Annotated in this window: 21 protein-coding genes; 7 read left to right on the forward strand and 14 right to left on the reverse strand. The window is 65.2% G+C overall.

Features of this window, described 5'->3' with window-relative positions:
• From trpA to ACSQ3Z_RS04750, 4 genes are all read left to right on the forward strand, one after another.
• Positions 1-840 carry a tryptophan synthase subunit alpha gene (trpA, locus tag ACSQ3Z_RS04735; RefSeq protein WP_436170196.1) on the forward strand — a complete coding sequence of 280 codons (840 nt, stop codon included), beginning with the start codon at positions 1-3 and terminating at the stop codon, positions 838-840.
• Positions 841-935: 95 nt separating this feature from the next.
• Positions 936-1,862 (forward strand): acetyl-CoA carboxylase, carboxyltransferase subunit beta, encoded by a 927-nt coding sequence (accD, locus tag ACSQ3Z_RS04740; protein WP_436170197.1) that lies wholly within the window; start codon positions 936-938, stop codon positions 1,860-1,862.
• A 62-nt stretch (positions 1,863-1,924) separates the two neighbouring features.
• Positions 1,925-3,250: a bifunctional folylpolyglutamate synthase/dihydrofolate synthase gene (locus ACSQ3Z_RS04745; protein ID WP_436170198.1), complete on the forward strand. Its 1,326-nt coding sequence runs from the start codon at positions 1,925-1,927 to the stop codon at positions 3,248-3,250.
• 30 nt (positions 3,251-3,280) lie between these two features.
• Positions 3,281-3,700, forward strand: coding sequence for a VOC family protein (locus ACSQ3Z_RS04750; RefSeq protein ID WP_436170199.1), 420 nt, complete (start codon positions 3,281-3,283; stop codon positions 3,698-3,700).
• A gap of 18 nt (positions 3,701-3,718) precedes the next feature.
• On the opposite strand, the gene ACSQ3Z_RS04755 is transcribed toward ACSQ3Z_RS04750, so the two are convergent.
• From ACSQ3Z_RS04755 to ACSQ3Z_RS04815, 13 genes are all read right to left on the reverse strand, one after another.
• Positions 3,719-4,000 carry a cupin domain-containing protein gene (locus tag ACSQ3Z_RS04755; protein ID WP_140606681.1) on the reverse strand — a complete coding sequence of 94 codons (282 nt, stop codon included), beginning with the start codon at positions 3,998-4,000 and terminating at the stop codon, positions 3,719-3,721.
• 132 nt (positions 4,001-4,132) lie between these two features.
• Entirely contained in the window at positions 4,133-4,456 is a 324-nt protein-coding gene (trxA, locus tag ACSQ3Z_RS04760) for a thioredoxin (protein WP_436170200.1), read from the reverse strand.
• Between the two features lie 73 nt (positions 4,457-4,529).
• Positions 4,530-8,051, reverse strand: a complete 3,522-nt coding sequence (addA, locus tag ACSQ3Z_RS04765) for a double-strand break repair helicase AddA (protein ID WP_436170201.1) — start codon at positions 8,049-8,051, stop codon at positions 4,530-4,532.
• Positions 8,048-11,167, reverse strand: coding sequence for a double-strand break repair protein AddB (gene addB / locus ACSQ3Z_RS04770; protein WP_436170202.1), 3,120 nt, complete (start codon positions 11,165-11,167; stop codon positions 8,048-8,050). Before addB ends, addA begins: the two co-directional genes overlap by 4 nt.
• Positions 11,164-11,892: a nucleotidyltransferase family protein gene (locus tag ACSQ3Z_RS04775; protein WP_436170203.1), complete on the reverse strand. Its 729-nt coding sequence runs from the start codon at positions 11,890-11,892 to the stop codon at positions 11,164-11,166. The genes addB and ACSQ3Z_RS04775 overlap by 4 nt, the downstream gene beginning before the upstream one ends.
• Positions 11,889-13,394: a tRNA (adenosine(37)-N6)-threonylcarbamoyltransferase complex ATPase subunit type 1 TsaE gene (tsaE, locus tag ACSQ3Z_RS04780; RefSeq protein WP_436170204.1), complete on the reverse strand. Its 1,506-nt coding sequence runs from the start codon at positions 13,392-13,394 to the stop codon at positions 11,889-11,891. Before tsaE ends, ACSQ3Z_RS04775 begins: the two co-directional genes overlap by 4 nt.
• 8 nt (positions 13,395-13,402) lie before the next feature.
• Positions 13,403-15,967, reverse strand: a complete 2,565-nt coding sequence (locus ACSQ3Z_RS04785) for an ATP-binding protein (RefSeq protein ID WP_436170205.1) — start codon at positions 15,965-15,967, stop codon at positions 13,403-13,405.
• A 186-nt stretch (positions 15,968-16,153) separates the two neighbouring features.
• On the reverse strand, positions 16,154-17,554 hold the full coding sequence (gene ahcY, locus ACSQ3Z_RS04790; RefSeq protein ID WP_436170206.1) for an adenosylhomocysteinase: 1,401 nt from the start codon (positions 17,552-17,554) through the stop codon (positions 16,154-16,156).
• 198 nt (positions 17,555-17,752) lie between these two features.
• Positions 17,753-18,049, reverse strand: a complete 297-nt coding sequence (locus tag ACSQ3Z_RS04795) for an HPr family phosphocarrier protein (protein WP_436170207.1) — start codon at positions 18,047-18,049, stop codon at positions 17,753-17,755.
• Positions 18,046-18,447 (reverse strand): PTS sugar transporter subunit IIA, encoded by a 402-nt coding sequence (locus ACSQ3Z_RS04800; RefSeq protein WP_010912939.1) that lies wholly within the window; start codon positions 18,445-18,447, stop codon positions 18,046-18,048. The genes ACSQ3Z_RS04795 and ACSQ3Z_RS04800 overlap by 4 nt, the downstream gene beginning before the upstream one ends.
• Before the next feature lie 164 nt (positions 18,448-18,611).
• Positions 18,612-19,073 (reverse strand): HPr kinase/phosphorylase, encoded by a 462-nt coding sequence (locus ACSQ3Z_RS04805; RefSeq protein WP_436170208.1) that lies wholly within the window; start codon positions 19,071-19,073, stop codon positions 18,612-18,614.
• An 18-nt stretch (positions 19,074-19,091) separates the two neighbouring features.
• On the reverse strand, positions 19,092-20,876 hold the full coding sequence (locus tag ACSQ3Z_RS04810) for a stimulus-sensing domain-containing protein (RefSeq protein ID WP_436170209.1): 1,785 nt from the start codon (positions 20,874-20,876) through the stop codon (positions 19,092-19,094).
• 22 nt (positions 20,877-20,898) lie between these two features.
• Positions 20,899-21,600: a response regulator transcription factor gene (locus ACSQ3Z_RS04815; protein WP_006201274.1), complete on the reverse strand. Its 702-nt coding sequence runs from the start codon at positions 21,598-21,600 to the stop codon at positions 20,899-20,901.
• 343 nt (positions 21,601-21,943) lie between these two features.
• Here ACSQ3Z_RS04815 and ACSQ3Z_RS04820 point away from each other — a divergent pair, with 343 nt between their 5' ends.
• From ACSQ3Z_RS04820 to ACSQ3Z_RS04830, 3 genes are all read left to right on the forward strand, one after another.
• A complete protein-coding gene (locus tag ACSQ3Z_RS04820; protein WP_436170210.1) occupies positions 21,944-23,545 on the forward strand; it encodes a phosphoenolpyruvate carboxykinase in 1,602 nt (533 codons plus the stop codon).
• Between the two features lie 82 nt (positions 23,546-23,627).
• Positions 23,628-24,065 (forward strand): alternative ribosome rescue aminoacyl-tRNA hydrolase ArfB, encoded by a 438-nt coding sequence (arfB, locus tag ACSQ3Z_RS04825; protein ID WP_436170211.1) that lies wholly within the window; start codon positions 23,628-23,630, stop codon positions 24,063-24,065.
• Between the two features lie 94 nt (positions 24,066-24,159).
• Complete coding sequence (locus tag ACSQ3Z_RS04830) at positions 24,160-24,777, forward strand: alpha-ketoglutarate-dependent dioxygenase AlkB family protein (protein ID WP_436170212.1); 618 nt, start codon at positions 24,160-24,162, stop codon at positions 24,775-24,777.
• Here the strand turns inward: ACSQ3Z_RS04830 and ACSQ3Z_RS04835 are convergent.
• Positions 24,740-25,672: a phosphatase PAP2 family protein gene (locus ACSQ3Z_RS04835; protein ID WP_436170213.1), complete on the reverse strand. Its 933-nt coding sequence runs from the start codon at positions 25,670-25,672 to the stop codon at positions 24,740-24,742. The two genes, ACSQ3Z_RS04830 and ACSQ3Z_RS04835, sit on opposite strands and share 38 nt — an antisense overlap.
• Positions 25,673-25,723: the final 51 nt, after the last annotated feature.

The following is a 25,723-nucleotide window of genomic DNA, read 5'->3' on the forward strand; positions in this document are numbered from 1 at the left end:
ATGACCACCCGCATCGACCGCCGCATGGCGAAACTCAAATCAGAAGGCCGCCCGGCTTTGGTCACCTATTTCATGAGCGGCGACCCCGACTATGGCACCGCTTTGTCGATCATGAAGGCGCTGCCGAAGGCAGGCGCCGACATCATCGAAATGGGCATGCCGTTTTCCGATCCGATGGCCGACGGCCCGGCGATCCAGGCCGCGGGCCTGCGGGCGTTGAAAGGCGGCCAGACGCTGGTCAAGACGCTGCAAATGGCGGCGGAATTCCGCGCCGGCGACAACGAGACGCCGATCGTGCTGATGGGCTACTACAACCCGATCTACATCTACGGCGTCGACCGCTTCCTCAAGGACGCCATCGCCAGCGGTATCGATGGGCTGATCGTCGTCGACCTGCCGCCGGAGATGGACGAGGAACTCTGCATCCCGGCGCTCAAGGCCGGCATCAACTTCATCCGCCTGGCGACGCCGACCACCGACGACAAGCGCTTGCCCAAGGTGCTGCAGAACACCTCCGGCTTCGTCTACTACGTCTCGATGACCGGCATTACCGGTTCGGCACTGGCGGACACCGGCAAGGTTGCGGCGGCGGTCAAGCGCATCAAGGGCCACACCGACCTGCCAGTCTGCGTCGGCTTCGGCGTCAAGACCGCCGAGCAGGCGCGCACCATCGGCGCCAATGCCGACGGCGTCGTCGTCGGCACCGCGATCGTCAATGCGGTGGCCAATGTGCTGGGACCCAAGGGCGAAAAGACCGCCGACCCGGCCGAGGCGGTCGCCACTTTGGTCAGCGGGCTGTCGCAAGGCGTGCGCTCGGCCCGCCTTGCTGCCGCCGAATAGTCTGACTATTTGTTGTTACGCAATTCCGGACGGAAAACCGCCACACGCTTTTCCTGGAATTGCTCTAGGTCTCTTCCAGGACAGGAGCCGAAGCGATGAACTGGATCACCAATTACGTCCGCCCGAAGATCAATTCGATGCTCGGCCGCCGTACCGACATGCCCGAAAACCTCTGGATCAAGGATCCGGAAACCGGCGAGATGGTGTTCCACAAGGACCTGGAGCAGAACCAGTTCGTCATCCCGTCCTCCGGCCACCACATGAAGATCTCGGCCAAGGAGCGGCTGAAATACTTCCTCGACGACGGCAAATACGAGACGCTCGAAAACCCCAAGGTGATGCAGGATCCGCTAAAATTCCGTGACGAGAAGCGCTACACCGACCGGCTGAAGGACGCCAAGGCCAAGACCGGCCTCGAGGACGCCATCGTCAATGCGCTGGGCAGCATCGACGGCCTGCCGGTGGTGGTCACGGTGCAGGATTTCGCCTTCATGGGCGGCTCGCTCGGCATGGCCGCCGGTGACGCCATTGTGCACGCCTTCGAGGTCGCCTTGCAGCGCAAGCGGCCGCTGATCCTGTTCGCCGCCTCCGGTGGCGCCCGTATGCAGGAAGGGATTCTCTCGCTGATGCAGCTGCCGCGCACCACGGTCGGCGTCGACCGCCTGAAGGAGGCCGGCCTGCCCTATATCGTCGTGCTCACCAACCCGACCACCGGCGGCGTCACTGCGTCTTACGCCATGCTGGGCGATGTCCACATCGCCGAACCCGGTGCCCTGATCGGCTTTGCCGGGCCGCGCGTCATCGAGCAGACCATCCGCGAGAAACTGCCCGACGGCTTCCAGCGCGCCGAATATCTGATGGAGCACGGCATGGTGGACATGGTGGTGTCGAGGCTCGAATTGCGCCAGACGATTTCGCGGCTGTTGAAGATGCTGCTCAAGATGCCGGAAGAGCAGAAGCCGCTTGAGCCAGAAATCCTACCGCCGGCGCTCGCCCAGCCGGAAACGCGGCCTCAGGCCTGACGCGACATTCTTAGCCGCGAACCGCGATTGCGCGAGACTCCGCGCACGCTTAGGATTCTTTTATGACCACGCTTGCCGCCGACCGCGAAATCGAAGCCCTGATGGCGCTTCACCCGAAAGGCTTCGACCTTTCGCTCGACCGCATTTCGCGGTTGCTCGAGCGTCTCGGCAATCCGCAGGAGCGGCTGCCGCCGGTCATCCACATCGCCGGCACCAACGGCAAGGGCTCATGCGCCGCCTTTTCGCGGGCGCTGCTCGAAGCCGCTGGCCATCTCGTCCACGTGCACACCTCGCCGCATCTGGTGAACTGGCATGAGCGCTACCGTCTTGCCGCCGATGGCGGCGGCAGGCTGGTCGACGACGAGGTTTTCGCCGAGGCCATCGCCCGCGTCGCCAAGGCCAATGGCGGCCAAAAGATAACCGTCTTCGAGATACTCACTGCCGTCACCTTCATCCTGTTTTCCGAACATCCGGCCGCCGCCGCCATCATCGAGGTCGGCCTCGGTGGCCGCTTCGACGCCACCAATGTCATTGCCAGGCCGGCGGTATCCGTGATCATGCCGGTCTCGCTCGACCACGAAGCCTATCTCGGCGACCGGGTCGAACTGATCGCCGCCGAAAAGGCCGGCATCATCAAGCCCGGCTGCCCGGTTGTCATCGGCGCCCAGGAGACCGAAACGGCGCTCCAGGTGCTGATCGAAACCGCCGAGCGGCTCGACTGCCCGACCTTCGTCTACGGCCAGGATTTCCTCGCCTATGAGGAGAACGGACGTATGGTCTATCAGGACGAGGACGGCTTGATGGACTTGCCGCCGCCACGCCTGCCGGGGCGTCACCAGTTCGCCAATGCGGCGGCCGCGATCGCCGCGGTCAAGGCGGCGGGTTTCGAGATCAGCCACCGCGCAGCCGAGAAGGCGATGACCAGTGTAGCCTGGCCGGGCCGCATGCAAAAGCTGGCGCAGGGCCGGCTGGCGGAGCTTGCGCCGAAGGGCGCCGATATCTGGCTCGACGGCGGCCACAATCCGGGCGCCGGCGTCGTCGTCGCCGAAGCGCTGGCCGAGCAGGAGGACAAGAACCCGCGGCCGCTGTTCCTGATCTCCGGCATGATCAACACCAAGGACCAGAGCGGCTATTTTCGTGCCTTCAAGGGCCTTGTCCGGCATGTCTACACGGTGCCGGTGAGCATGAGCGATGCCGGCGTGCCGAATGACGAACTGGCCGTTCGCGCCGTCGAGGCCGGTCTGTCGGCTGAGCCGGTAAGCTCTGTCGCCAGCGCCCTGATGCTGTTGCGCGATACATGGGACGGCCCGCCGCCGCGCATCCTGATCGGCGGTTCATTGTACCTGGCCGGCGCCGTATTGGCCGAGAACGGCACGCCGCCAGCCTGAGCGCGCGACGATCACCGCAAGGAGCCAGTGATGATCAAGGTAAAGCAACTCGCTCACGCCTGCATTTTTGCGCATGATCTGGAAGCGACGCGAAGCTTCTATCGGGACGTGCTTGGCATGGACACCCAGTTCAATTTCCTGCGCGACGGCAAGGTTTTTGGCTTCTACCTCAATTGCGGCGGCCGCAGCCATGTCGAGGTGTTCCAGAAAGACGAGGCTCGCTACAACGACCTGAACCAGATCAACCATTTCTGCCTTGAAGTGGAAAGCATCGACACGGCGATCGCCCACATAAAGTCGAGGGGGGTCGACATCACAGCCAAGAAACATGCCTGCGACGACACCTGGCAGGCCTGGATTCGCGACCCCAACGGCGTGAAGATCGAGCTGTTCGAATACACCGAGAAAAGCGCGCAATTCGTCGGCGGCGATCGTGTCGCCGATTGGTGATCGCGCGGCCGCGAGTGGTTATTTCAGTTCGATCTCAATGAAAGCGTATTCGCCCTCATTGGCGTTGATGACGTCGTGCTCGACGCCTTCCTTGCGGAAATAGGGCGCGCCCTTCTTCATCTCGGCGAAGGATTCGCCGTCCTTGGTCAACAGCTTCACCTTGCCGTCCATCAGCGGCACGACGACATAGTCGTGGCCATGGCGATGCCAGCCGGTGTTGTCGCCCGGCTGGAAGCGGTATTCGGTGACGATGACGCGCTCATTGTCGATGAAGACGGTGGCCTTGGCGGATCCGGTCATGGGGTTCTCCTGTCTCTTTCAAGCAGAAGACATGGACGACCGGCGCGCGAGGGCCAGAGCGCATTGAGCGATGGCGCCAAAGAAAAAGCCCGGCGCGATGGCCGGGCTTGTCCTTCAAACACTTTGACTGGCTCAGGCGAGGTTGCCGTTGATCCAATGCGACAGCGCGGTCTTCGGCGCGGCACCCACCTTGATATCGGCGCGTTCGCCACCCTTGAAGATCATCAGGGTCGGGATCGAGCGCACGCCGAACTGCGCCGCCAGTTCCGGGTTCTCGTCGATGTTCAGCTTGGCGATCTTGACCTTGCCGCCGAGTTCGGTGGCGATCTCTTCGAGCGCCGGCGCGATCATCTTGCACGGGCCGCACCATTCGGCCCAGAAATCAACCACGACCGGCTCCTTGGCGTTGAGCACATCGGCCTCGAAATTGCTCTTGTCGACCTTGACGGTGGCCATGCAGAAATCCTTTCGAAAATTCAGTTGCACCAAATGTGGTGGTTGTCGCGCCCTTCTTCAAGCAGTTCTTGTGTCACGCTCCCGTGAGTCGGGCAAGGGCATCATCCATGGCCGCCGGCGGCAGCTCGATCAGCCGGGGAGCCTCGGTAAACAGCAGAGCTGCCGACACCTCGTGGCCGGGATAAAGCGGTTGAAGCAGCGCGCGATAGAGTGCGAGCTGCAGCACATAGGCCGCCGGCACCTCGGCAATCGTCGCAGGCGCCGGCCGGTTGGTCTTGTAGTCGACGATCGACACGCGGCCCGATGTCACTGCCAGGCGGTCGATCTTGCCGGAGATGGAGCGTTTCCTGCCCTTCACCTCGAGGCTGCCCATGATCGAAACCTCGGCGCGCGAAGAGGCGCCGAACAGCGGTGCGAAGCGCGGGTCGGCGAGGATCGAGAACACCGAGGCCAGCGCCTTGTCGCGCTCGGCGGGGGGCCATTCGGCGCCGGCGCGGGCCAGATAGCGTTGCGCGGCATTCCGGCGTTCGCCCTCGGCGATGCCGGGCAGCATTTGCAGAAGCTTGTGCAGCGCCAGCCCGCGCATAACAGCGAAACCGGGTTCCGCCTCCGCATCCAGCACCGGCGAGCGCGTGTCGGCCACGGTTTCCTTGCCCTCGTCGATCAGTGCCGAGGCGCCGGACGGCGACAGCGGCCGCGGCAGGTCCTCGTAGGGCGGCAGTGGCTGGAACAGGCTCTCCGGCAACGGCGCGAACGGCTGCGCCGGCCTGTTCTCTCCGGTTGCCGCGATGCCCACCGGCGGCAGCTTGGTCATGTGGAAGCGGTGCACGGGCTCGCCGGTGGCTGGGTGCTTGCGCTCAGTGCTTTCCGGCGCGCCGACCAGCGCGCGGCTGACGATCGAATGCCAGGTGCCGGTGCTCGGCGCCCGCTTGCCGTGATAGCCACAGACGATCAGCCGGTCCTCGGCCCGCGTCATGCCGACATAGAGCAGCCGGCGGTATTCATCGTCGGCAAGTTCGCGCGCACGCGCTGCTGCTGCCTTCGAAAAGCCGTTGGCGACGTCGCTGGCCGAGCGCCAGAGATAGCCCTTGCCGACGAAATGCTCGCCCGAGCTATTGAACGGCATCAGCCTTGGCAAATGCTGGTCGCTGAACGGCGCCGAGCCGCCATCGACCAGGAAGACGACAGGCGCCTCCAGGCCCTTGGCGGCATGCACCGTCATGACGCGCACCTCGTTGCGGGTCTGGTCCATCTCGCGCTTGATCTCGGGGCCGGTGCTTTCCAGCGTCGCCAGGAAGGCTTCCAGCCCCGGCAGGCCGGTCCGCTCCTCGGCCAGGCAGAAGCTCAGGAATTCGTCGACAATATCGCCGGCCTCCGGTCCAAGCCGCGCGATCATCTTCTTGCGCAGTCCGTCGCGGGCGAGTGCCGCGGCATAGAATTCGAACACCGGCTTGAACGCTGCCTCGTGCGCCCAGGCATCGAGCCGGCTAACGATGGCGGCCAGCGCGGCGTCCTGGCCGGCATGCAGTCTCAGCGAGCCGATCAGCGACAGTCCCGGCGTCCGCCCGCCTGCCAGCGCAAACAGCCGCTCCTCGGACACGTCGAAGATCGGGCTGCGCAGCACTGCGGCCAGCGACAGGTCATCCTCCGGCTGGATGAGGAAATGGCCGAGCGCGATCAGGTCCTTGACCGCGATATGGCCGGGCAGGCTCAGCCGGTCGGCGCCCGCAACCGGGATTTGCCGGTTCTTCAGGCTGCGCGACAAGGCATGGACGAAGCGGTCGCGCTTGCGCACCAGCACAAGAATGTCGCCGGCCGTCAGCTTCCTGCCCTTGCCTTCGATGATCTCGCCGTCCCGGAGCCAGCTCTGGATGGTCGCCGCGACATGCTCGGCAACGCGCACCGCAGGCGCGCTGGCATGGTTGACCGGCAAGGTCCAGTCATCAGGTTCCTCGACCGCATCGGCGCCGATCGACGGCCAGACCTCGACGTAGCCGGGCGCGTCGGTGCGGATCGCCTTGTGGTTCAGCGGATCGGGATCGTGGCTGATGCCGCGCCGCACGCCCGGTTCGGCGAAGACGCGGTCGACGGCGGAAAGCACGTCGTCGGTCGAGCGGAACGACCAGGTCAGCTTGAGATCGGCGAACGAGGCGTCCGCGTCGCGCACGCGTCCGGCAAACAAAAGCCGGCTGTCGGCAAAGGAGTCCGGGGCGGCACCCTGGAAGGAATAGATCGACTGTTTTTCGTCGCCCACGGCAAACACCGTGCGCTGCACGGTCTCGCGCTGGCCGAGCCCGGCAAAGAATTCTTCGGTCAGCCGCTTCACCACCTCCCACTGGTCGGGGCTGGTGTCCTGCGCCTCGTCGAGCAGGATATGGTCGATGCCCTGGTCGAGCTTGTATTGCACCCAGGGCCCGGCATCCGGCCGCGCCAGCAGGCTGACTGTGCGGGTGATGAGATCGTTGAAATCGAGGAAGCCGCGGCTGCGCTTCAGCTGCTCGTAGCGGGCGATCAGCCAGCCGGCGATCGTCAGCGCGGCGCACGTGCCTTCCAGCATCCGGAACAGCGCCAACCTGTCCGAAACCTCGAGGATGGCATTGACGGCCGCCAGATAGCGTTCTGGAAGGTCGGGCAGCCGGTCGAGCAACGCCTTCTTGAATGCTTTTGCCGGATCATAGGGGTCGCCATCCGCCTTGAGGAAGGCCTTGCCGAGCATCTGCAGCCGGCGGATCGGATCTTTCTCGGCAAAGGCGGCACGGGCATAGGGCAGCAGATTGTTCAAGACCGTGCGGGCGTCGGTGGCTTCGGCAGCCTGGGCGAAGCCGGCAAAATAGTCGGGCAGGAAGCCCGGCAGCGGCCAGGCCGAGGCGGCTATGCCTTCGGCCGTTTCTCCGGCGCGGAACCGGAAATCGTCGAACAGCGGCTGGAAGCCCAGCCCGTCACGGCCAAGCGCGCCGATGAAGGCGCGCAAGCCGTCGCGCTTGTGCACGATCTCGGCAAGCAGCGCGTCGAGACCGGCTTCGCCGCCACGCTCCAGCACGGTGGCAAAAGCCTCTGCCAGTCCGGCGTCGCCAGCGGTGGTGCCCGAAATCATGTCGCGGCGTGCGGTGGCGAAAAGCGACGCCTCCATCTGCGGATCGAGCATTTCGAAATGCGCCGGAATGTTGGCTTCCAGCGGGAACTGGTGCAGCACCGATTCGCAGAAGGCGTGGATGGTCTGGATCTTCAGCCCGCCCGGCGTCTCCAGCGCCTCGGCGAACAGCCGTCGCGCCCGGCGCATCGTGTCGCGATCGGCCGCCCCTCGGCCGTCCATTGCTTCGATCCGTGTCGCCAGTTCCGTGTCGCCGAGCGCCGTCCACTCGGAAAGCGTCGAGAACACCCGGTTCGACATATTGGCGGCGGCGGCGCGCGTATAGGTCAGGCACAGGATCTTCGACGGATCGGTGCCGCGCAACAGAAGCCGGATGACGCGCTGCGCCAGTACATGCGTCTTGCCGGAGCCGGCATTGGCCGACACCCAGGCCGAATTCAGTGGGTCCGAGGCGCGCTGCTGGCTGGCGGCGGTGTCGCTCGGGATCGGGTAGGCCCTCTTCATGCCTCCCCCGCCTCGTCGTTGGTGTCGCCGCCGGCCGACCATTCGAGCACGCGCGCCAGATGGTCGTAGTCGCCGTCCGCCTCGCCCTCGCGGAAGGGCAGCGCGCGCGACAGATAGCCGGTCGTCGGGTCGGCATAGTGGAAGAGCAGGTTTTCTAGCCGCGCCCAGGCCTCTTCGGCGAGATCGGCGGCGGTCCTGGGCTTGCGGTTATATTCGAGGATCGATTCCTCGAACACGTCGCCATTCGGCTTCAGCCTGACGAAGGCAAGCTGCGACGGCTCGCGGGCGCCAAGATCCCTGAACGCGCCGCGCCTGAGCAGCGCGCCTTCCAACGCCAGCTGCGGCGCCAGCAGCGTGTGCGCCTGCGCTTTGGAGGGCGAGGAGCCGGTCTTGTAGTCGAGTATGTCGGCCATGCCGCCGGCCAGCAGGTCGACGCGGTCGGCATAGCCGGACAGCGTCACGCCGGTGCGGCCGACGGTGGTCTTCTCGGCGCGCTCCTCCGAATGCCGCCTTGCCACCGCATCGGCGCGGGTCTGCTCCCATCCGATGATGTTGGCGGCGAGTTTTTCGAAGCGCGGCCACCATACCGCCTCGACGTCGGGCGGCAGCGCGGCCTCGGCAAAGCTGACGCGGCCGGCTTCGATGAGGCCGTCCAGGGCGCCGGGTTCGCGCGGGTCCAGTACGCGGCGCGAGAACAGATGCAGGATGGCGTGAAACAACGTGCCGCGCTCGGCTGCGCCCGGGTCGCGGATCACCGGATCGAGCGGCTTCAGGTCGAGGATTTTCCTGGCGTAGATCGCATAGGGGTCGCGGCGCAGCGTCTCGATCTCGGTGACCGAGAATTGCTGCGGCCGGACGCTGAGTGGCGGCCTCGGTTGCGGCCGAGGCGCAAAATCCTGCTTTTCGCCGGCGTCGAGCGCGCGCGCCCAGGTCAGCAACTCGTCGCCGCGTCGCAAGGGCGGCGCCGCATGCTCCATGCCGATGAAGGTGAGCAGGCGCTGCAGCCAGCGCGACGGCACCGCCGGTGCGTCGCCGGAACGGGCCGACCGCGTCAGCACGACCTTTCGCGCCCCCATCGCCATCTGGAAGTCATGCGCGGCAAGGCCGATGCGCCGTTCCGGTGGTTCCAGATCGATACCGGTCTTCATCAGCCGCGACATGAAGCGGTCGCCTTCCGGCTTACGCGGCCACACGCCTTCGTTGAGCCCGCCGATGACCAGCGTGTCGACGCTCTGCAAGCGGGCTTCCAGCGCGCCCCAGATGGCGATGTTGCGATCGGTGCCCTGTGCCGGCTTGACCGTTTCCGGCGCCATCAGCGCCTCCATCACGTCGGGCCATTCGACTGCCGCGAAGGAGAACGGCGCCGAAGCAGCGACCAGGCCGCGCAACAGTTCGGCGAGTTTTTCGCCGGCATCGCCGGCATAGAGATGGGCGAGGCTGCCATCCACTGCCCGGCCGAGGTTTTCCAGCGCGACGATGCTCTCCCGCGTCAGCGCGGCGAGATCGGCGTCGCGCTCGCCACGAAAGGCGGTCAGCGGCGAGAGTGCGGCCACGAGACGATTGAGCACATCCCGTGCATTGTCGATGCCGCGCACCGTCAGGCGAGAAAACCAGAAGGGCGGTCGGCTGTCGCCAAGGCTAGAGAGCCGGGCCTCGAAGAGGTCGACGAGCGAAGCGGCGTCGGGGCGTCCGGTGCCGCCGCGCAACGCCACCAGTTCGACGATCTGCGCCGCGTGGCGGACATCAGCGCGTTCGAGGCCGAGACCGAGCAGCGGGTGCTTGAGCAGCGACAAGAGGCCAACCGGGTCACCCGGCCGGAAAACGGCCTGCAGCGCCAGCCTCAGCATGCTGGCCGCTGGCGTGTTGATGAGCGGCGTGCCGCCGGAATCGTCGGCGATGACGCCGAAGCGTTTGAGTTCAGCCGAAACGCGGCGCGCCAGCGCGCGGTCGCCGGTGACAAGAGCGGCGCGCCGGCCGGGCTGCTCGACGGCACGCTTGAGCGCCACCGCGATCGCCACGGCCTCGTCGCGTTCGCTGGCGGCCTCCACCAGGGTCACGTCGGCCAGGGCCTCGGCGATATCGCCGGCTTCGAAAGCAAGGCGCGTCTCGGTCCAGAGCTCGGTGGTCTCGGCCGGTCGCAGCGCCTCGCCGACCAAGGCCGCGCGCAGTGCCAGCGGCCGGTCCGCGGCGGCGATCTCCTCGACATCCGCCCGCAGCACGCCGACGCCGTTGATCAGCTTCGCCAGGCCGTATTGCGGGTGCCCAAGCAGGGCCGGGCGCGCGCCGGGCGCCGAAAGTGCGGCGAAGGACGCCTCGTCCAGCCTGGTGTCGAGGCCGGGCAGCACGACGGCGCCGTTGGGCAGGCTGGCGATCGCGGCCAGCAATTCGGCCGTCGCCGGGATCGAGCCGGTCGAGCCGGCGGCGATCACCGGTCCGGCCGGCGGATTGCGTTTCAGCCGCGCCGCCTCCAGCCGGATCAGCGCGCTGCGATGCGCGGCCGGGTTCGAGCTCTGGCGCTCTTCCAGCAGCTTCGGCCAGTTGTCGGTGACGATACCGAGAAAATCCAGCGTCACCTGCCACCAGCCGGCGAGATTGCCGGTCACCAGCGTGGCGAGCTTGGCCCAGTCCGTGCCCTCGGTCTCGATCTCGTCCATCAGCCGGGCAAGGTCGCGCGCCAGCCAGATCGCATCGGCGGCCGAGGCCGGAATGACGATCTCCTCGTTGAAACGGGCAGCGACCGCCGCCGGCAGATGGCTCTTCCACAGCCGCACCAGCGGCGCCAGCAAGAGCAGGCGCTCCTGCGCAGCGATCGGCGGCGCCAGATCGATGGCCAAAGCCGCCTCGGCATCGAAAGCGGCCTCGTCCTCGTCGAACTCGCCGAGCGGGCGCACCACCGGCAGGATCGCCGAGCGGCCGCCCAGATGGTCGACAAAGGCGCCGCGCAGCGCCCGTGCGGCACGGCGGGTCGGCACATAGATGGTGACGTCGGCCAGTGCCAGTGGGTCGCCGTCGAAACGAAACCCGGGAACCAGCCGGCCGGCCAGCAACGCCTCCGCCAGCGTCGACAGAAACGGCGCTCCTGATGGTATCGAGAAGACGCGGCGCGAGCCGCTCATTGCGACTCGGTGAGGGCGCCGGCGACCGCCGCTTCAGCCTGCGGAATAGCGTCGGGCGTGCCGACGGTGATCCAGTGGCCTTGCATCTTCATGCCGAACAGGCGGCCAGCGGCGATGGCCGTATCGAAATAGGCGTTGAGCGAGTGCGGTCCTGCCGGGGCGTCCTTGAAGATGCGCGGATGAATGATCGCCGCCCCGGCATAGATCACCCCGGCCGGATCGCCCTTCGATCGGCGTAGGGCGCCATCCAGCGCCATCAGGAAATCCGTGCCGACGCAGTGTCCGGTCGCTGAATCGAGATCGGTTAGCATCAGCAGAATATCCATTTTCGAGCCGTCCCATGCAAGGGAAAGGCGCTCGAGGCTGGGCTGGCCGCTATCGATCCAGAATGTGTCGGCATTGATGATGTAAAAGGCACCCTTGCCCAGCTCCGGCAGCGCCTTGACGATGCCGCCGGCCGAATCGAGCAAGGCTTCGCTCTCATCGGAAATGAGGATTTTCGGCGCCCGCCGTGCGGCGACATGAGCGACGATCTGCTCGGGAAGGTAATGGACGTTGACGATAGCGCTCTCGACGCCGGCCATGGCCAGGCTGTCCAGCCCCCAGTCGAGCAGCGTCTTGCCGGCGACTTTCACCAGCGGCTTCGGCATCGTGTCGGTGATCGGCCGCATGCGCTTTCCAAGCCCCGCGGCAAGCACCATCGCTGTCTTGGGGTTAGCGGTCACAGCGGTCGTTCTTCCAGCAGGCCATGGGCGACATAGAAGGCGTGTAACCCGGCAAGTGCCGGATGCGCCAGTGCCCGCCTTAGATAGTCGCGGATGCGCGGCAGGTGCTTGAGGTAGAATGGCTTGCCGTCGCGCTTCTCGAGCCGCACGAAAATGCCGAGGATCTTCGAATTGCGCTGCGCCGCCATGATGGCATAGGCCTCGACGAACGCGTCTTCGTCGAAGCCGCCGGCCGCGTGGCGCGCCGCGATGTAGGCCTCGAGCGTCCGCTTCTCGATGTCGGGCGATATCGTGACGCGGGCATCCATCGCCAGCGAGGCGACGTCATAGGCGGCGGGGCCGATCAGCGCGTCCTGGATGTCGACGATGCCGAGGCGGTCGTGCCCGGAACGCTCGCCGCGCCAGATGATGTTAGGTGAATGGAAGTCGCGCAGCATCAGCGTGTACTCGCTGGCCGCGAGCCGGTCGAGAACCGCGTTCCATTCCCTGGTGTAGCCGGCCCGCAGGGCCTCGCTTGCCGGGCCTCCGGTGACCATCGGCACATACCAGTCGACCAGCAGCTCGGCCTCGATCATCACCGCGTCGCGGTCGAAGGGCGGCACGTCGTGGAAGATGCCGGGCGCTGCCTGCATCCGCTCGGGCCAAGCCTTGCCATGCATCATGGCCAGCAGTTCGGCAGCCGCCGCGTAGCGCTCGGCGACCGGCTCGCCGTCGCTGCCCAAAAACCCCTCTGAGCCGAGATGCTCAAGCAGCAAGAAGCCCTGCTCGAGATCCTCGGCATGGATTTCCGGCACGCAGACGCCGGCGGCCAGCAAAGCCCTGTCGATGGCGACGAAGGCCGTGACGGATTGCGCGGAATGGGCGATCACGGCATAGGGCTTGCCGTCACGCACTGGCGGCCCCAGCACCAGTCGTGGCGAATTCATCAGCACGCGCGGCGCAAGGCCGGCGCGCGAGACGATCTCATACGAGCGGGCCGAAGCGTCGCCGACGAAATGGCGGCGGCTCGCCTCACCCCATCCGGCCGAGTCGAGAAAGTCGCGCATCGCCATCGACCGTGCCGCGCGCTCGATGGCGGCACCTTGCCCCGACAGGCTTGCCCGGCGGCCCTCGCCCTGATGGACGAGTTCGATCCAGAGCGTGCTTGCCGGCATCTGGGTTTCGGCCCGTTCCGGCCACTCGACCAGCGCTGCCCCTTGCGCCAGCGCATCGTCGAAGCCGAGTTCGTCGAGTTCGGACGCCGAAGATAGGCGGTAGAGATCGAAATGATGCACGGGTACGCGCGTGTCGTAGCTCTGCACCAGCGTGAAGGTCGGGCTCGGCACGTCGAGGGCCGTATCGTCGGCCAGCGCCCTGATCAGCGCCCGTGCCAGCGTCGACTTGCCGGCGCCGAGATCGCCCTTCAGCGCCAGCACATCGCCGGGGCGCAGCACCGTGGCGAGATCCTCGCCGAGCCTTGCGGTCGCGGCCTCGTCGGCGAGAAAGCGCTCCAGCCCTGCCATGAAGCGCGCTACTCGGCCGCGGCGCGGATGCCCGAAGGCGCGTCGGGGAATGTGCAGATGACCGTGGTGCCGCTGTCCCTGCCGGTCTGGATGCGGACGCTGCCGCCATGCAATTCGACGAAGCTCTTGACGATGGACAGGCCAAGGCCTGCACCGCGCCGGCGCCCGCCATTGGTCCTCGGCTCGAAGCGCCGGAACACCGAATCGAGCACGTCCGGCGGCATGCCTGGGCCGTCGTCATGGACGGAGAATTCCACGCCCTCTGCCAACTGGCGGCAGGCAAGCGTGACCGTGCTTGCCTCCGGCGCGTAGTTGGCGGCGTTGCTCAAGAGGTTGTAGAGAATCTGGCGGATGCGGGTCTCGTCGCCGTGGAAGCTTTTCGGCGCCGCCGCCGCATCGACCTTGAGCTTGATCGAATGCTCCTCCAGCCGCTCGGCGACCAGCTCGGATGCTGCCGCGATGGTTCGCTCGACGCTGACTTCGGAAATGTCCAGCTGCATGATGCCGGCGTCGACCGTCGCCAAGTCGAGTATGTCGTTGACGATGGTGAGCAGCACCGAAGAGGATGAGCCGACATGCTCGACATATTCGCGCTGCTTCGGCGTCAGCGGTCCGGTCGCCGGCAGCGACAGAAGCTCGGTGAAGCCGATGATGTTGGTCAGCGGCGAGCGCAGCTCGTAGGAAACGTGCTGCACGAAATCGTTCTTCAGCTGGTCGGATTTCTCCAGCGCCTCGTTCTTGTCCTTCAGGGCCCGCTCGACATTGACGCTGTCGGTGACGTCGACGAAGGTCATCATCACCTGGCCGTTGGGCAGGTGGATGACGGCATAGCGCAGCACGGTGCCGTTGGTGAGCTCGGTCTGGCCATGGCGGTCGCGACGCTCGTCGTCGAAGCCGGTGATGGCAGCGACGAACCCGCCCCACGGGCTGTCCGCGGCGCGCTGGTCGCACAAATCGCGGATCGCCTGGACATGGACGTTGGGCTTGACCACGTCCTGGCTCAGGCCCCACAGAGCGACGAATGCGGGGTTGGACAGGCGAAGCCGCCCGTCGGGTCCGAACACCGCCACGCCCTCGGCAAGGTTGTCCAGCGTCTCGCCCTGGACCCGGACCGCCGTCTGGTATCGGCTTTCGAGGTCCATCTTCTCGGTCAGGTTCTCGAATACCCAGGTCACGCCGCCCTTGGGCTGCGGGTTGGCGACCACGCGGATCGTCTTGCCGTCGGGCAGATGCCACCAATGCTCCTGCGATTCGACCGCGCGGTAGGCGCTGAGCAAGCCCTCCTTCCAGCGCCGCCATTCGGGCTGCTCGGCGATCTTGCCTTCGCTGCGCAGCCGGTCGAGCAACAGGGCGTTGTCCGGGGCGCTGTGCAGGAAGCCACTGTCGAGGTTCCACAACTTCTGGAACGCCTGGTTGAAGAAGCGCAGCTTCTCGTCGGTGTCGAAGATCGCAACCGCCGTGTTGAGCTGGTCGAGCGTGTCGGCGTGGCTTCGGACCGTGCGTTCATATTCGCCGCGGATGGTTTCGGTGGCGCTGGTGTCGCAGGCAAGCCCGGCCGAGCCGTCGGTGCCGGCGAAGTCGGTCACCGCGAACACACGACGGTCGCCCTCGATCACGGTCGACAGCGTCTGCTCGAAGATCGGGCGCGATTTGTGCTGTTCGGCGATCGTCTCGCGCGCCTGGCCGCCAAGGAATTCCTTGGCGTCGCGAACCGCGGCTTCGGCGTTTGGCGCCTCGACCGCCTCGGCATAGGCGCGGTTGACCCATTTCAGCCGCCCGTCGGCCGCGCGCAGCCATGTCGGCATCTTCAGCGCGTCGAGCAGTCCGAGCATGGTGTCGTAGACGGCGCCGAGCCGCTGGTTCTCGATCTTGAGCCTCGCCTGGCTGCGCAGCGTTTCCGACAGCGAGACGAAACGCACCAGCACATGCGCCGCGCTCTTGCGGCCATAGACTTCGAGCGGCACCCCGGCCTGCGTTTCGATGACGAGATCGAAGGCCCTGGCCTGCTCGCGCAAGGCGGCCACGGCATGCTCGAGCGCCGCCGCCGAGCGCGGCATCAGCCAGCGGCCGAAGGCGAGGAAGGCGGCCCGGTCCTCGGGGGCGCCGCTCTCCACCGGCAAGGTTCCGAGGAGCTCGGGCTTCTTGTTCTCCGAGGCCCAGACGACAACGCGCTGGTCGCGCAGGTTGAGCAGCGCTTCCGAGCGCTGCAGCGCCGCGTTGACGTCGGCTATGCGGGTCCTGAGTTCGGCATTCTGCGCCGAGGTGCGGGCCCTTTCGCGGATCAGGAAGATCGCCGAGACGAGTGCCGCGCCCATGACCCCGGCGAACATGGCCATTTGCATGACCTCAACCGCGCTGACCCCCAGTCCGGCCTTTTGCGCGACATCGGGTTCGGCATGCGCGGCAAATACAAGCAGCGGACCGGAAAGCACCGAGGTGGCAAGAAATGCCCTGATGCGTGCTCCGGCACGCCATGACAACCGCCCGCCCGCAACGGCGGGGCCGGTCATTGTCGAATCGTCATGGCCGCCGGAAACGGCCTGTCCCGCCTGACGCGGGTTTTCCCCCGGCATGTCTTGGTCCTCTTCGCCGCCTGAATGCAAGACCGCCCTGATGCGTGCGCCGTCCCTCGTCCCCGAACCGCGAATCACAACATAGCGCTTGCTGGAATCGGCGTGAAGAATCAATCGGCGCAAAAATAAAGCCGGGCGAAAAGTCAATCGCCCGGCTTCAATATGTGGTAGGAATTTTCGCCTTGGTTAATAGCGGTAGTGTTCCGGCTTGAACGGCCCCTGCGGCGTCACGCCGATATAGGCGGCCTGTTCGCCGGACAGTTCGGTTAGCCGGGCACCGAGCTTGCCGAGATGCAGGCGCGCGACCTTTTCGTCGAGGTGCTTCGGCAGCACGTAGACCTGGTTCTGGTACTGGCCGGGCTTGCTGTAGAGCTCGATCTGCGCCAGCACCTGGTTGGTGAACGAGGCCGACATGACGAAGCTCGGATGGCCGGTGGCGTTGCCGAGATTGAGCAGCCGGCCTTCCGACAACAGGATCATCCGCTTGCCGTCCGGGAAGGTGATCATGTCGACCTGCGGCTTGACGTTGGTCCATTTCAAATTGCGCAGCGACGCCACCTGGATCTCGTTGTCGAAGTGGCCGATATTGCCGACGATCACCATGTCCTTCATCGAGCGCATGTGGTCGAGGGTGACGACATCCTTGTTGCCGGTGGTGGTGATGACGATGTCGGCGGTGGGAGCGGCGTCTTCCAGCGTGACGACCTCAAAGCCGTCCATCGCCGCCTGCAGCGCGCAGATCGGATCGACCTCGGTAACCTTGACGCGGGCGCCGGCGCCCTTCAGCGAGGCCGACGAGCCCTTGCCGACGTCGCCATAGCCGCACACCACCGCGACCTTGCCGGCCATCATGGTGTCGGTGCCGCGGCGGATGCCGTCGACCAGCGATTCCTTGCAGCCATACTTGTTGTCGAACTTCGACTTGGTCACCGAGTCGTTGACGTTGATGGCCGGGAACGGCAGCAGGCCCTTCTTCTGCAACTGGTAGAGCCGGTTGACGCCGGTCGTCGTCTCTTCGGTGACGCCGCGGATCGCTTCCCTCTGCTTGGTGAAGAAGCCCGGCGAGGCCTTCAGCCGTTTCTTGATCTGGGCGAACAGGATCTCTTCCTCTTCGCTGCCCGGGTTGGACAGCACGTCCTCACCGGCTTCGGCGCGGGCGCCGATCAGAATGTACATGGTGGCGTCGCCGCCATCGTCGAGGATCATGTTGGAGGTACCGCCATCGGTCCACTGGAAGATCCTGTCGGTGTAGTCCCAGTAATCCTCGAGCGTCTCGCCCTTGATGGCGAACACCGGGATGCCGGCTTCGGCGATCGCCGCCGCCGCGTGGTCCTGGGTCGAGAAGATGTTGCACGAGGCCCAGCGGATGTCGGCGCCCAGCGCCTTCAGCGTTTCGATCAGCACCGCCGTCTGGATCGTCATGTGCAGCGAGCCGGTGATGCGCGCGCCCTTGAGCGGCTTCTTGTCGCCGAATTCCTCGCGGCAGGCCATCAGGCCCGGCATTTCCGTTTCGGCGATCTCGATCTCCTTGCGGCCCCAGCCGGCAAGCGAGATGTCGGCGACCACATAGTCCTTGCTACCCGTCATGGCAGTGCTCCGGTGTGAAATGTCAGTGGCACGCGCCCGCGCCGGAAGGCACATGGAGGGGCGCGAATTGCCGGCCTGACTAGCAGATCGGCCGTCAAACGACAATGGGATATAAAGAAATCTTTATTCGTGCATGTCCTTGCGGGGCGGCGTCAGCATTTCCTGGAAAGCCGCCGCCGGCAGCCAGGCAAGGCGCCGTCAGCTTTCCTCGCCGAAGCGCGAAGCGACCAGCTGCTCCAGCGCGTCCATCGCCTGCAAGGCTTCCGGCCCGCTGGCGGAGACGCGGATCGAATAGCCGGGGCTCGCTGCCAGCATCATCAGCCCCATGATCGAAGTGCCGCCGACCTTGACGCCGTCCTTCTCGACATCGACCGTGGCGTCGAAGCCGCTGGCGACCTGGACGAACTTCGCCGAGGCGCGCGCATGCAGGCCGCGCTGGTTGACGATCGGGAACTCGCGCACGACCTGGTCTTTCTCCGGCGACAGCGCGGTCATTTGCTGCTCAGGAGCTGACTGGCCACGTTGATGTATTTGCGCCCGGCCGCCTGCGCCTCGTCGAGCGCGGCGGCCATGTTGTCGCCCTTGCGGATCGAGGAAAGCTTGATCAGCATCGGCAGGTTCATGCCGGCAATCACCTCGGTGCGGCCGGATTCCATCACCGAAATGGCGAGATTTGAAGGCGTGCCGCCGAACATGTCGGTCAAAACGATGACGCCAGCCCCGGTGTCGACGCGCGCCACGGCGTCGACGATGTCGCGGCGGCGCTGCTCCATATCGTCATCGGCACCGATCGCCACGGTTTCGAAATTGTCTTGTGGCCCGACGACATGTTCCACGGCATGTCGGAACTCGGTGGCCAGTTGACCGTGCGTTACAAGCACGAGTCCGATCATTCGTTGGTGGCTCCCGTCATCGCCGCTTCACAGACGCATTTTATGCTCGCCAGCCATTCCAGGCGGCGGGAGCGCTATCTTGTCGACGCGAGGCGCGTTGACAAGCCCAAAATTGCGCCGGCCCGGGCCATTTTGACGCATTGCAACAAAAAATCCGGACCGGATCATAAAAAAGGCGCGATGGACAACCGCGCCATCACCGCCGGCAAGGCCGTGGCGGCGTTGCGCTCGGCAAGGTCAATACGCGGCACCGGGCAGCCTGCGACCGGCTCGCTGATTTCCTCCTGGAAACGGGCCATCTCCGCCTTCGGCACCAGCCGCACATGCAGGTCGATTACGCCGCCCGCTTCGAATGGCAGCGGGCGCGGCATGAACCCAGGCACTTCGGCGAGGCCGGCGATGGTCGCCGGCACGCGACAGACCAGTCGCCCGGCGTGGGCCGCGGCCAGCAGCCTGTCGTCGCCGATCAGCCGTGAGAAAAGTCCGCGCGCCCGGCAATGGTCGATGAGCACCAGTGCCAGCGTCGTCTTGCCGGCGCCGGACGGCCCGGTGATGAGGACGCCGCGCTCGCCGATCAGGATCGCGGTTCCGTGGATGTTTTCAGGCTTCGCGGCGGCATCGGGCATGATCGTATTCGGGCCGGATCAGCCTTCGGCCGGCAAGGTGACGACGAAGCGCGCGCCCTTGATCTCGCCGGGCTTGGTGCCCGGGATGTTCTCGGCCGTCAGCGTGCCGCCATGCGCCTCGACGATCTGCCGGCTGATCGACAGGCCGAGGCCTGAATTCTGGCCGAAGGCCTCGCCGGCCGGCCGGTCGGTGTAGAAGCGTTCGAAGATGCGGTCGATATTGTCAGCCCGAATGCCGGGGCCGTTGTCGTCGACGGTGACGATGTTGACCTTGCCGGCGCGCGCCAGCGAAATGGCGATGTGGCCATGGTCTTCCGGCACGAAGGAGCGGGCATTCTCGATCAGATTGGTGATGACCTGGCCGATCCTGAGATCGTGGCCGGTGACGAGATAGCCTTTGACGCCTTGCGGCAGCTTGGCGACCTTGAACTCGATCTCGACCGCCTTCTTGTTGCGCGTCGCCTCACGCGACACGGCGACGAGATCGGTGATGAATTTCTTCAGGTCGACGGTCCCGGCGTCTTCCCGCGCGAGCTCCGCGTCGAGCCGGGAGGCGTCGGAAATGTCGGTGATCAGCCGGTCAAGCCGGCGGACATCGTGCTGGATGATCTCCATCAGCCGGCCGCGCGAATTGTCGTTCTTGGCCAGCGGCAAGGTCTCCACGGCGCTGCGCAGCGACGTCAGCGGGTTCTTCAGCTCATGCGAGACGTCGGCCGCGAAACTTTCGATCGCCTCGATGCGCGCATAGAGCGCATTCGTCATGTCGCGCACGGCGATCGACAGATTGCCGATCTCGTCCTGGCGGTCGGAAAAGTCGGGGATTTCCTCGCGGTTCTTGACGCCGCGCCGCACCCTGACGGCGGCCGCCGACAGCCGCCGCAGCGGATTGGCGATGGTCGAGGCGAGCAACATCGACAGGATGGCGGTGACGAGTGCGGCGATGCCGAAGACGCGCAGGATCGCCTTGCGTTCGGCGGCGACGATCTTGTCGATGTCGCCACCCTCGGTCGATAGCATCAGCACGCCAAGCACGGCGCGGAAGCGCTGGATCGGCACGGCCACCGAAACGATCTGCTCGCCCTGCTCGCTGATCCGCACGATGGTCGATGGGCTGCCGGTCAGCGCCTTGACCACTTCGGGGAAAGCCGCACCATTGCCGCCCGGCTGTTCGTGGTAGACCGGCAGGTCGGTGTTGCGGAAGAAGTCGAAGACGAATTTCTGCACCCGCTCAAGGAGGTCCGGCTCCTCTTCCTCGACCGGCGGCAGGTCGTAGCGCAGGATCTGGCCACGCGAATAGAGATGGCGCGAATCGAGCAGCAGGTTGGCGTCGCGATCGTAGATGCGGGCGCGCGTGCGCGTCGGCGAGATCAGCCTTCTCAGCACCGGCGCGACGCGCTCCGGATTGATCGGGAAATCCAGATTGTCGAGCTGGTCGGAGCCGGGTCCGAGGCTTTCGCCGGCCTGCAGCTCCAGCAGCTTTTCCGGATCGATGCTGATCGAATCGGTTTCGACCGTCGCCGACGCCGCGATCGCGCCGGCGATGATCTCGCCCTGCGTCATCAGGCTTTCGACACGGGCATCGATCAGCCCGTCGCGGAAGGTGTTGAGGTAGAGAATGCCGGTGACCAGGACGGCGAGGCCGGCAAGGTTGAGGAACAGGATGCGCCGGGTCAGGCTGGAAAAGATGTGATGGCCGAGGAACCGGCGCATCGGCACGGTGATCTTCGACAGGAATGCGGGCAGAATCCTCGACGGGCGCCTGGCAGCGCCCGCCCTTCTGCTCCGCTCTACGTCCACTGCCATCGAATAGCAGCTCCCGCTGAAATCAAGCCTCGCGGAACCGGTATCCGACTCCGTAAAGGGTTTCGATCATCTCGAAGTCATCGTCGACGGCCTTGAACTTCTTGCGCAGCCGCTTGATGTGGCTGTCGATGGTGCGGTCGTCGACATAGACCTGTTCATCATAGGCCGAATCCATCAGCGCATCACGGCTTTTTACCACGCCGGGACGCTGCGCCAGCGAATGCAGGATCAGGAACTCCGTCACGGTAAGCGTCACCGGCTCGCCCTTCCAGGTGCAGGTGTGCCGCTCCTGGTCCATGACCAGCTGGCCGCGTTCCAGCGAGCGGGCCTGCTGGCTGGGCGCCTTGGCCGCCGCCTCGCGGGCGCTGGTGCGGCGAAGCACCGCGCGCACCCGCTCGACCAGAAGACGCTGCGAAAACGGTTTGCGGATGAAGTCGTCGGCGCCCATCTTGAGGCCGAACAGCTCGTCGATCTCGTCGTCTTTCGAGGTCAGGAAAATCACCGGCAGGTCGGATTTCTGGCGCATCCGGCGCAACAGCTCCATGCCGTCCATGCGCGGCATCTTGATGTCGAGGATGGCGAGATTCGGCGGCCGCGCCGCCAGGCCTTCCAGCGCTGACGCCCCATCCGTATAGGTCTCGACGCGGTAGCCCTCCGATTCGAGGGCAATCGACACCGAAGTCAGAATGTTGCGGTCGTCATCGACAAGCGCGATTGTTGCCATTTCAAGCGGCTCCCTCATGAGCTGTCCCTTCTTTCGTAGAGAAGGGGCTTTTGCAGGACAAATTAGGTACAAAATGTGGCATAGGCTCCGCCCGATGTCACGGACGGCATGCCGGCGGCCACTATCGCACCCCTACGCGGATTGGACGATCAACGACTGCCAATCCTTTGGGCAACCATCAGACTTTTTGCACATATAAACGATTTAAACAACTTTCTAAATTTTTAAATCGATTAATGATTTGATATCATTCGTGTTTTCTGGTTCTGACCATCTCAGCCTCCTTCGCGGAGCACAGGTAATTCACCAGCCATGATGCGGCAAATCATTGAAGGGGCACTTGATGTCGGAAGCCGGCAAACGCAATCCCGCATGCCCGATCGATCTCGAGACCACCGGCATGGTGCGCTATAATTTTAGCGCCGCCGCGCTCTATGAGGAGGCAATCGGCCGCGGCGAGGCACGGCTAACCGCCCATGGCGCGCTCGTCGCCGAGACCGGCCAGCACACCGGCCGTTCGCCGAAGGACAAATTCGTCGTTCGCGACGCGGCGACCGCGCCGCATGTTTGGTGGGACAACAACAAGGCGATTTCTCCGGCTGAGTTCGACACGCTGCTTGCCGATTTCCGCGCCCATGCGGCGGATAAGGATCTCTACGTTCAGGATCTGGTCGGCGGCGCCGATGCGGAGCTGAAGCTGCCGACCAGGGTCATAACCGAATTCGCCTGGCATTCGCTGTTCATCCGCAATCTGCTGATCCGACCTGAAGCCGCCGAACTCGAGCATTTCGTGCCGCAGATGACGATCATCGACCTGCCGTCCTTCCGCGCCGACCCGGCTCGCCACGGCACCCGCACCGAGACGGTGATCGCGGTCGATCTCACGCGCAAGATCGTGCTGATCGGCGGCACCTCCTATGCCGGCGAGATGAAGAAGTCGGTGTTCACCATGCTCAACTATCTGCTGCCGGCGAAGGGCGTGATGCCGATGCACTGCTCGGCCAATGAAGGGCCGGCCGGCGACGCGGCGGTGTTCTTCGGCCTGTCGGGCACCGGCAAGACGACACTGTCGGCCGATCCGTCGCGCACGCTTGTCGGCGACGACGAGCATGGCTGGGGTCCGCACGGCATCTTCAATTTCGAGGGCGGCTGCTACGCCAAGACGATCAGGCTTTCGGCCGAAGCCGAGCCGGAGATATTCGCCACCACGCAGCGTTTCGGCACCGTTCTGGAAAATGTCGTGCTCGGCGCCGACCGCGTGCCGGACTTCAATGACGGCAGCCTGACCGAAAACACGCGCTGCGCCTACCCGCTCGACTATATCCCCAACGCCAGCAAGACGGGCCGCGCCAGCCATCCGAGGAACATCATCATGCTGACCGCCGACGCCTTCGGCGTGATGCCGCCGATCGCCAGGCTGACGCCGGCGCAGGCGATGTACCATTTCCTCTCCGGCTACACGGCCAAGGTGGCCGGCACCGAAAGGGGCGTCACCGAACCGGAAGCGACGTTCTCGACCTGCTTCGGCGCGCCGTTCATGCCGCGCCATCCGTCCGAGTACGGCAATCTGCTGCGCGAGCTGATCGCCCGCCACGGCGCCGATTGCTGGCTGGTCAACACCGGCTGGACCGGTGGCGCCCATGGCACCGGCCGCCGCATGCCGATCAAGGTGACGCGGGCGCTGCTCGCAGCCGCACTCGACGGCTCGCTGAAATCAGCCGATTTCCGCACCGACGCCAATTTCGGCTTCGCGGTGCCGGTCGCGGTTGCCGGCGTCGACAGCGCCATTCTCGATCCTCGTTCGACCTGGGCCGACAAGCCGGCCTATGATCGGCAAGCGGCAAGGCTGGTCGGCATGTTCGCCGCCAATTTCGAGAAGTTCGAAGCCCATGTCGATGCAACGATCATGGGCGCCGCGCCACGTCTGCAGGAAGCCGCGGAATAGCCCTTTCGGCATCCGCTCGCACATCGAGACCCGGCTTCGGTCGGGTCTTTTCTTTTTTGCCCCGCCGCGCCATGACTGCGGCATGACCAACGACGACAAGATCACTATTGCCGACGACGCCGTGATCCACCCGGGCGACCTGCACGAGGATTTCATCCGCTCGTCCGGCCCAGGCGGCCAGAACGTCAACAAGGTGGCGACCGCGGTGCAGCTGCGCTTCGACGCCGCCAACGCGCAGGGCCTGTCGGAGCGCGTGCGCGAAAGGACCATAAAACTCGCCGGCCAGCGCGCCACCAAGGACGGCGTCGTCGTCATCGAGGCCGGACGCTTCCGCACGCAGGAGCAGAACCGGGCGGACGCACGCGCCAGGCTGACGGCTCTGGTCGCCAAGGCGGCCGAGCCGCCACCACCGCCGCGCAAGAAGACCAGGCCGTCGAAGGGCGCCGTCGAGCGCCGTCTAAAGACCAAGGCTGGACGATCCACCGTGAAGAAGCTGCGCGGCCGAGTCGGCGACGACTGAGGTTGCCTTGCCCGGCGAAAGCGGCTTTCGGGTCGCCGTTTTCTTCTGATGATGGCATTCTCTGCCAGACAAACCGAATGAGGCGGAAACTCTGATGCTGGTTCTGCCCAAAGGCGTGCGCCATATGCCCGGCTACCTGCCGCGTCCCGCGCAGGAAGCGCTGGTCGAGGAGATCAGGAAGGTGGTGCAGGCCGCACCTTTGTTCCTGCCGGCCATGCCGCGCACCGGCAAGGAGATGAGCGTGCGCATGACCAATTGCGGCGCACTCGGCTGGGTCACCGACAAGGAGCAAGGCTATCGCTATCAGCCGACGCACCCGGTGACCGGATTGCCGTGGCCGCCGATCCCGGAGGCGTTGCTGCAATTGTGGCAAGAGGTGGCGGCTTATCCACATCCGCCGCAGGCTTGCCTCGTCAATTTCTATGCGCAGGACGCCAAAATGGGCCTGCATCAGGATCGCGACGAGGCGGATTTCTCCGCCCCCGTCGTCTCCGTGTCATTGGGCGACGACTGCCTGTTCCGCGTCGGCCAGACGACGCGCGACGGCGATACCAAATCGTTCAGGCTGAAGAGCGGCGATGTCGTCGTGCTCGGCGGCGAGGGCCGCCTTTGCTTCCACGGCGTCGACCGGATCTATCCGTCGACCTCGGCGCTGCTCAAAAATGGCGGCCGGATCAATCTGACACTGCGGCGGGTGACCCTGCCGGCGTGATGGCCCGGCGCTGCCCGGCAAGTGCAAGGCGAAGCATTTCGGCGCCTGCGCTGACAAAAGACCCGGCCGCGCTCGCGCGGTAGAACAATGAGGTCGCGATACTGATTGTGAGCGCGGCGATGCCGAGGCCGGCAATCACGTCGACCAGATAGTGGTTCGCATGGCTGACCGCCGAGGTCGCCATCAGGATATTCAGCACCAGGAGCGGGTAACGCAGGACGCGGCTGTCCCAGGCTGCCCAGGCGCAAAGGCCGGCCACGCCGGCATGGACGGAAGGAAAGGTAACGATACCCGCGGCCTGGCCGATCCTCAGCGCGAACTCGTGTTGGTCGCGAACCGCATGGAACTGGTCGAGGAAGAAGAAGCCGAATTTGGCATTGATGTTTGCGAGATCGCCATTTCCGACGCCATAGGCCACATAGGTGCCAAGCGCCGGATACCAGGCTCCGAGAATGGTCGAGAACAGGCACAACAGTGCATAGCTGAACAAGAGGGCGCAGGCTCGGACGCCGCTGCCGGAGATTGCGAGCCACATCGGAAGCAGAAAATATTGAATGGAGAAAGATCCGTAGGCAAGGCCAAGCAGGCGGGCAAGGCGCAGGCGGTGGTCGACATAGGTGATGAAACTCCACCAGTCGAAGTGCAGGGCTTTGTCCATCGCAATCAGATTCGCGTCGGCCAGCGGCAAGGCAAGGCTCATCCCCGCATAGGTCCACACCAGCGATGGGATCGTCAGGAGAAAAGCCGCGATAAGTGTCTCGAGGGCTGCATCGATTGGGCGTATCCGGCGCCAATAGGCATAGAGCAAGGCCGGAACGGGTATGGCAGCCACATAGGCGTGAGCTGCCTGCTCATAGTCGAGACTTACCTTGGTGGCGAGAAGGCAAAGCACCATAAGGACATAAGAAAGTCCTACAGTCCAAATCAGGACCTGCCTGGCTTCGCT

It is taken from the genome of Mesorhizobium sp. LjNodule214, from assembly GCF_964252735.1.
GTDB lineage: Bacteria > Pseudomonadota > Alphaproteobacteria > Rhizobiales > Rhizobiaceae > Mesorhizobium.

What these genes read in the sequence shown, in the direction of transcription:
- addB (WP_436170202.1), bottom strand. Translation starts at nt 11,167, where the DNA reads ATGAGCGGCTCGCGCCGCGTCTTCTCGATACCATCAGGAGCGCCGTTT.
- ACSQ3Z_RS04820 (WP_436170210.1), top strand. Translation starts at nt 21,944, where the DNA reads ATGTCGGAAGCCGGCAAACGCAATCCCGCATGCCCGATCGATCTCGAG.
- trxA (WP_436170200.1), bottom strand. Translation starts at nt 4,456, where the DNA reads ATGGCCACCGTCAAGGTCGACAAGAGCAATTTCGAGGCCGATGTGCTC.
- tsaE (WP_436170204.1), bottom strand. Translation starts at nt 13,394, where the DNA reads ATGGCAGGGCTGGAGCGCTTTCTCGCCGACGAGGCCGCGACCGCAAGG.
- ahcY (WP_436170206.1), bottom strand. Translation starts at nt 17,554, where the DNA reads ATGACGGGTAGCAAGGACTATGTGGTCGCCGACATCTCGCTTGCCGGC.
- ACSQ3Z_RS04745 (WP_436170198.1), top strand. Translation starts at nt 1,925, where the DNA reads ATGACCACGCTTGCCGCCGACCGCGAAATCGAAGCCCTGATGGCGCTT.
- ACSQ3Z_RS04835 (WP_436170213.1), bottom strand. Translation starts at nt 25,672, where the DNA reads ATGGTGCTTTGCCTTCTCGCCACCAAGGTAAGTCTCGACTATGAGCAG.
- ACSQ3Z_RS04815 (WP_006201274.1), bottom strand. Translation starts at nt 21,600, where the DNA reads ATGGCAACAATCGCGCTTGTCGATGACGACCGCAACATTCTGACTTCG.
- ACSQ3Z_RS04800 (WP_010912939.1), bottom strand. Translation starts at nt 18,447, where the DNA reads ATGATCGGACTCGTGCTTGTAACGCACGGTCAACTGGCCACCGAGTTC.
- ACSQ3Z_RS04810 (WP_436170209.1), bottom strand. Translation starts at nt 20,876, where the DNA reads ATGGCAGTGGACGTAGAGCGGAGCAGAAGGGCGGGCGCTGCCAGGCGC.
- trpA (WP_436170196.1), top strand. Translation starts at nt 1, where the DNA reads ATGACCACCCGCATCGACCGCCGCATGGCGAAACTCAAATCAGAAGGC.
- addA (WP_436170201.1), bottom strand. Translation starts at nt 8,051, where the DNA reads ATGAAGAGGGCCTACCCGATCCCGAGCGACACCGCCGCCAGCCAGCAG.
- ACSQ3Z_RS04785 (WP_436170205.1), bottom strand. Translation starts at nt 15,967, where the DNA reads ATGCCGGGGGAAAACCCGCGTCAGGCGGGACAGGCCGTTTCCGGCGGC.
- ACSQ3Z_RS04750 (WP_436170199.1), top strand. Translation starts at nt 3,281, where the DNA reads ATGATCAAGGTAAAGCAACTCGCTCACGCCTGCATTTTTGCGCATGAT.
- arfB (WP_436170211.1), top strand. Translation starts at nt 23,628, where the DNA reads ATGACCAACGACGACAAGATCACTATTGCCGACGACGCCGTGATCCAC.
- ACSQ3Z_RS04755 (WP_140606681.1), bottom strand. Translation starts at nt 4,000, where the DNA reads ATGACCGGATCCGCCAAGGCCACCGTCTTCATCGACAATGAGCGCGTC.
- ACSQ3Z_RS04795 (WP_436170207.1), bottom strand. Translation starts at nt 18,049, where the DNA reads ATGACCGCGCTGTCGCCGGAGAAAGACCAGGTCGTGCGCGAGTTCCCG.
- ACSQ3Z_RS04805 (WP_436170208.1), bottom strand. Translation starts at nt 19,073, where the DNA reads ATGCCCGATGCCGCCGCGAAGCCTGAAAACATCCACGGAACCGCGATC.
- ACSQ3Z_RS04830 (WP_436170212.1), top strand. Translation starts at nt 24,160, where the DNA reads ATGCTGGTTCTGCCCAAAGGCGTGCGCCATATGCCCGGCTACCTGCCG.
- accD (WP_436170197.1), top strand. Translation starts at nt 936, where the DNA reads ATGAACTGGATCACCAATTACGTCCGCCCGAAGATCAATTCGATGCTC.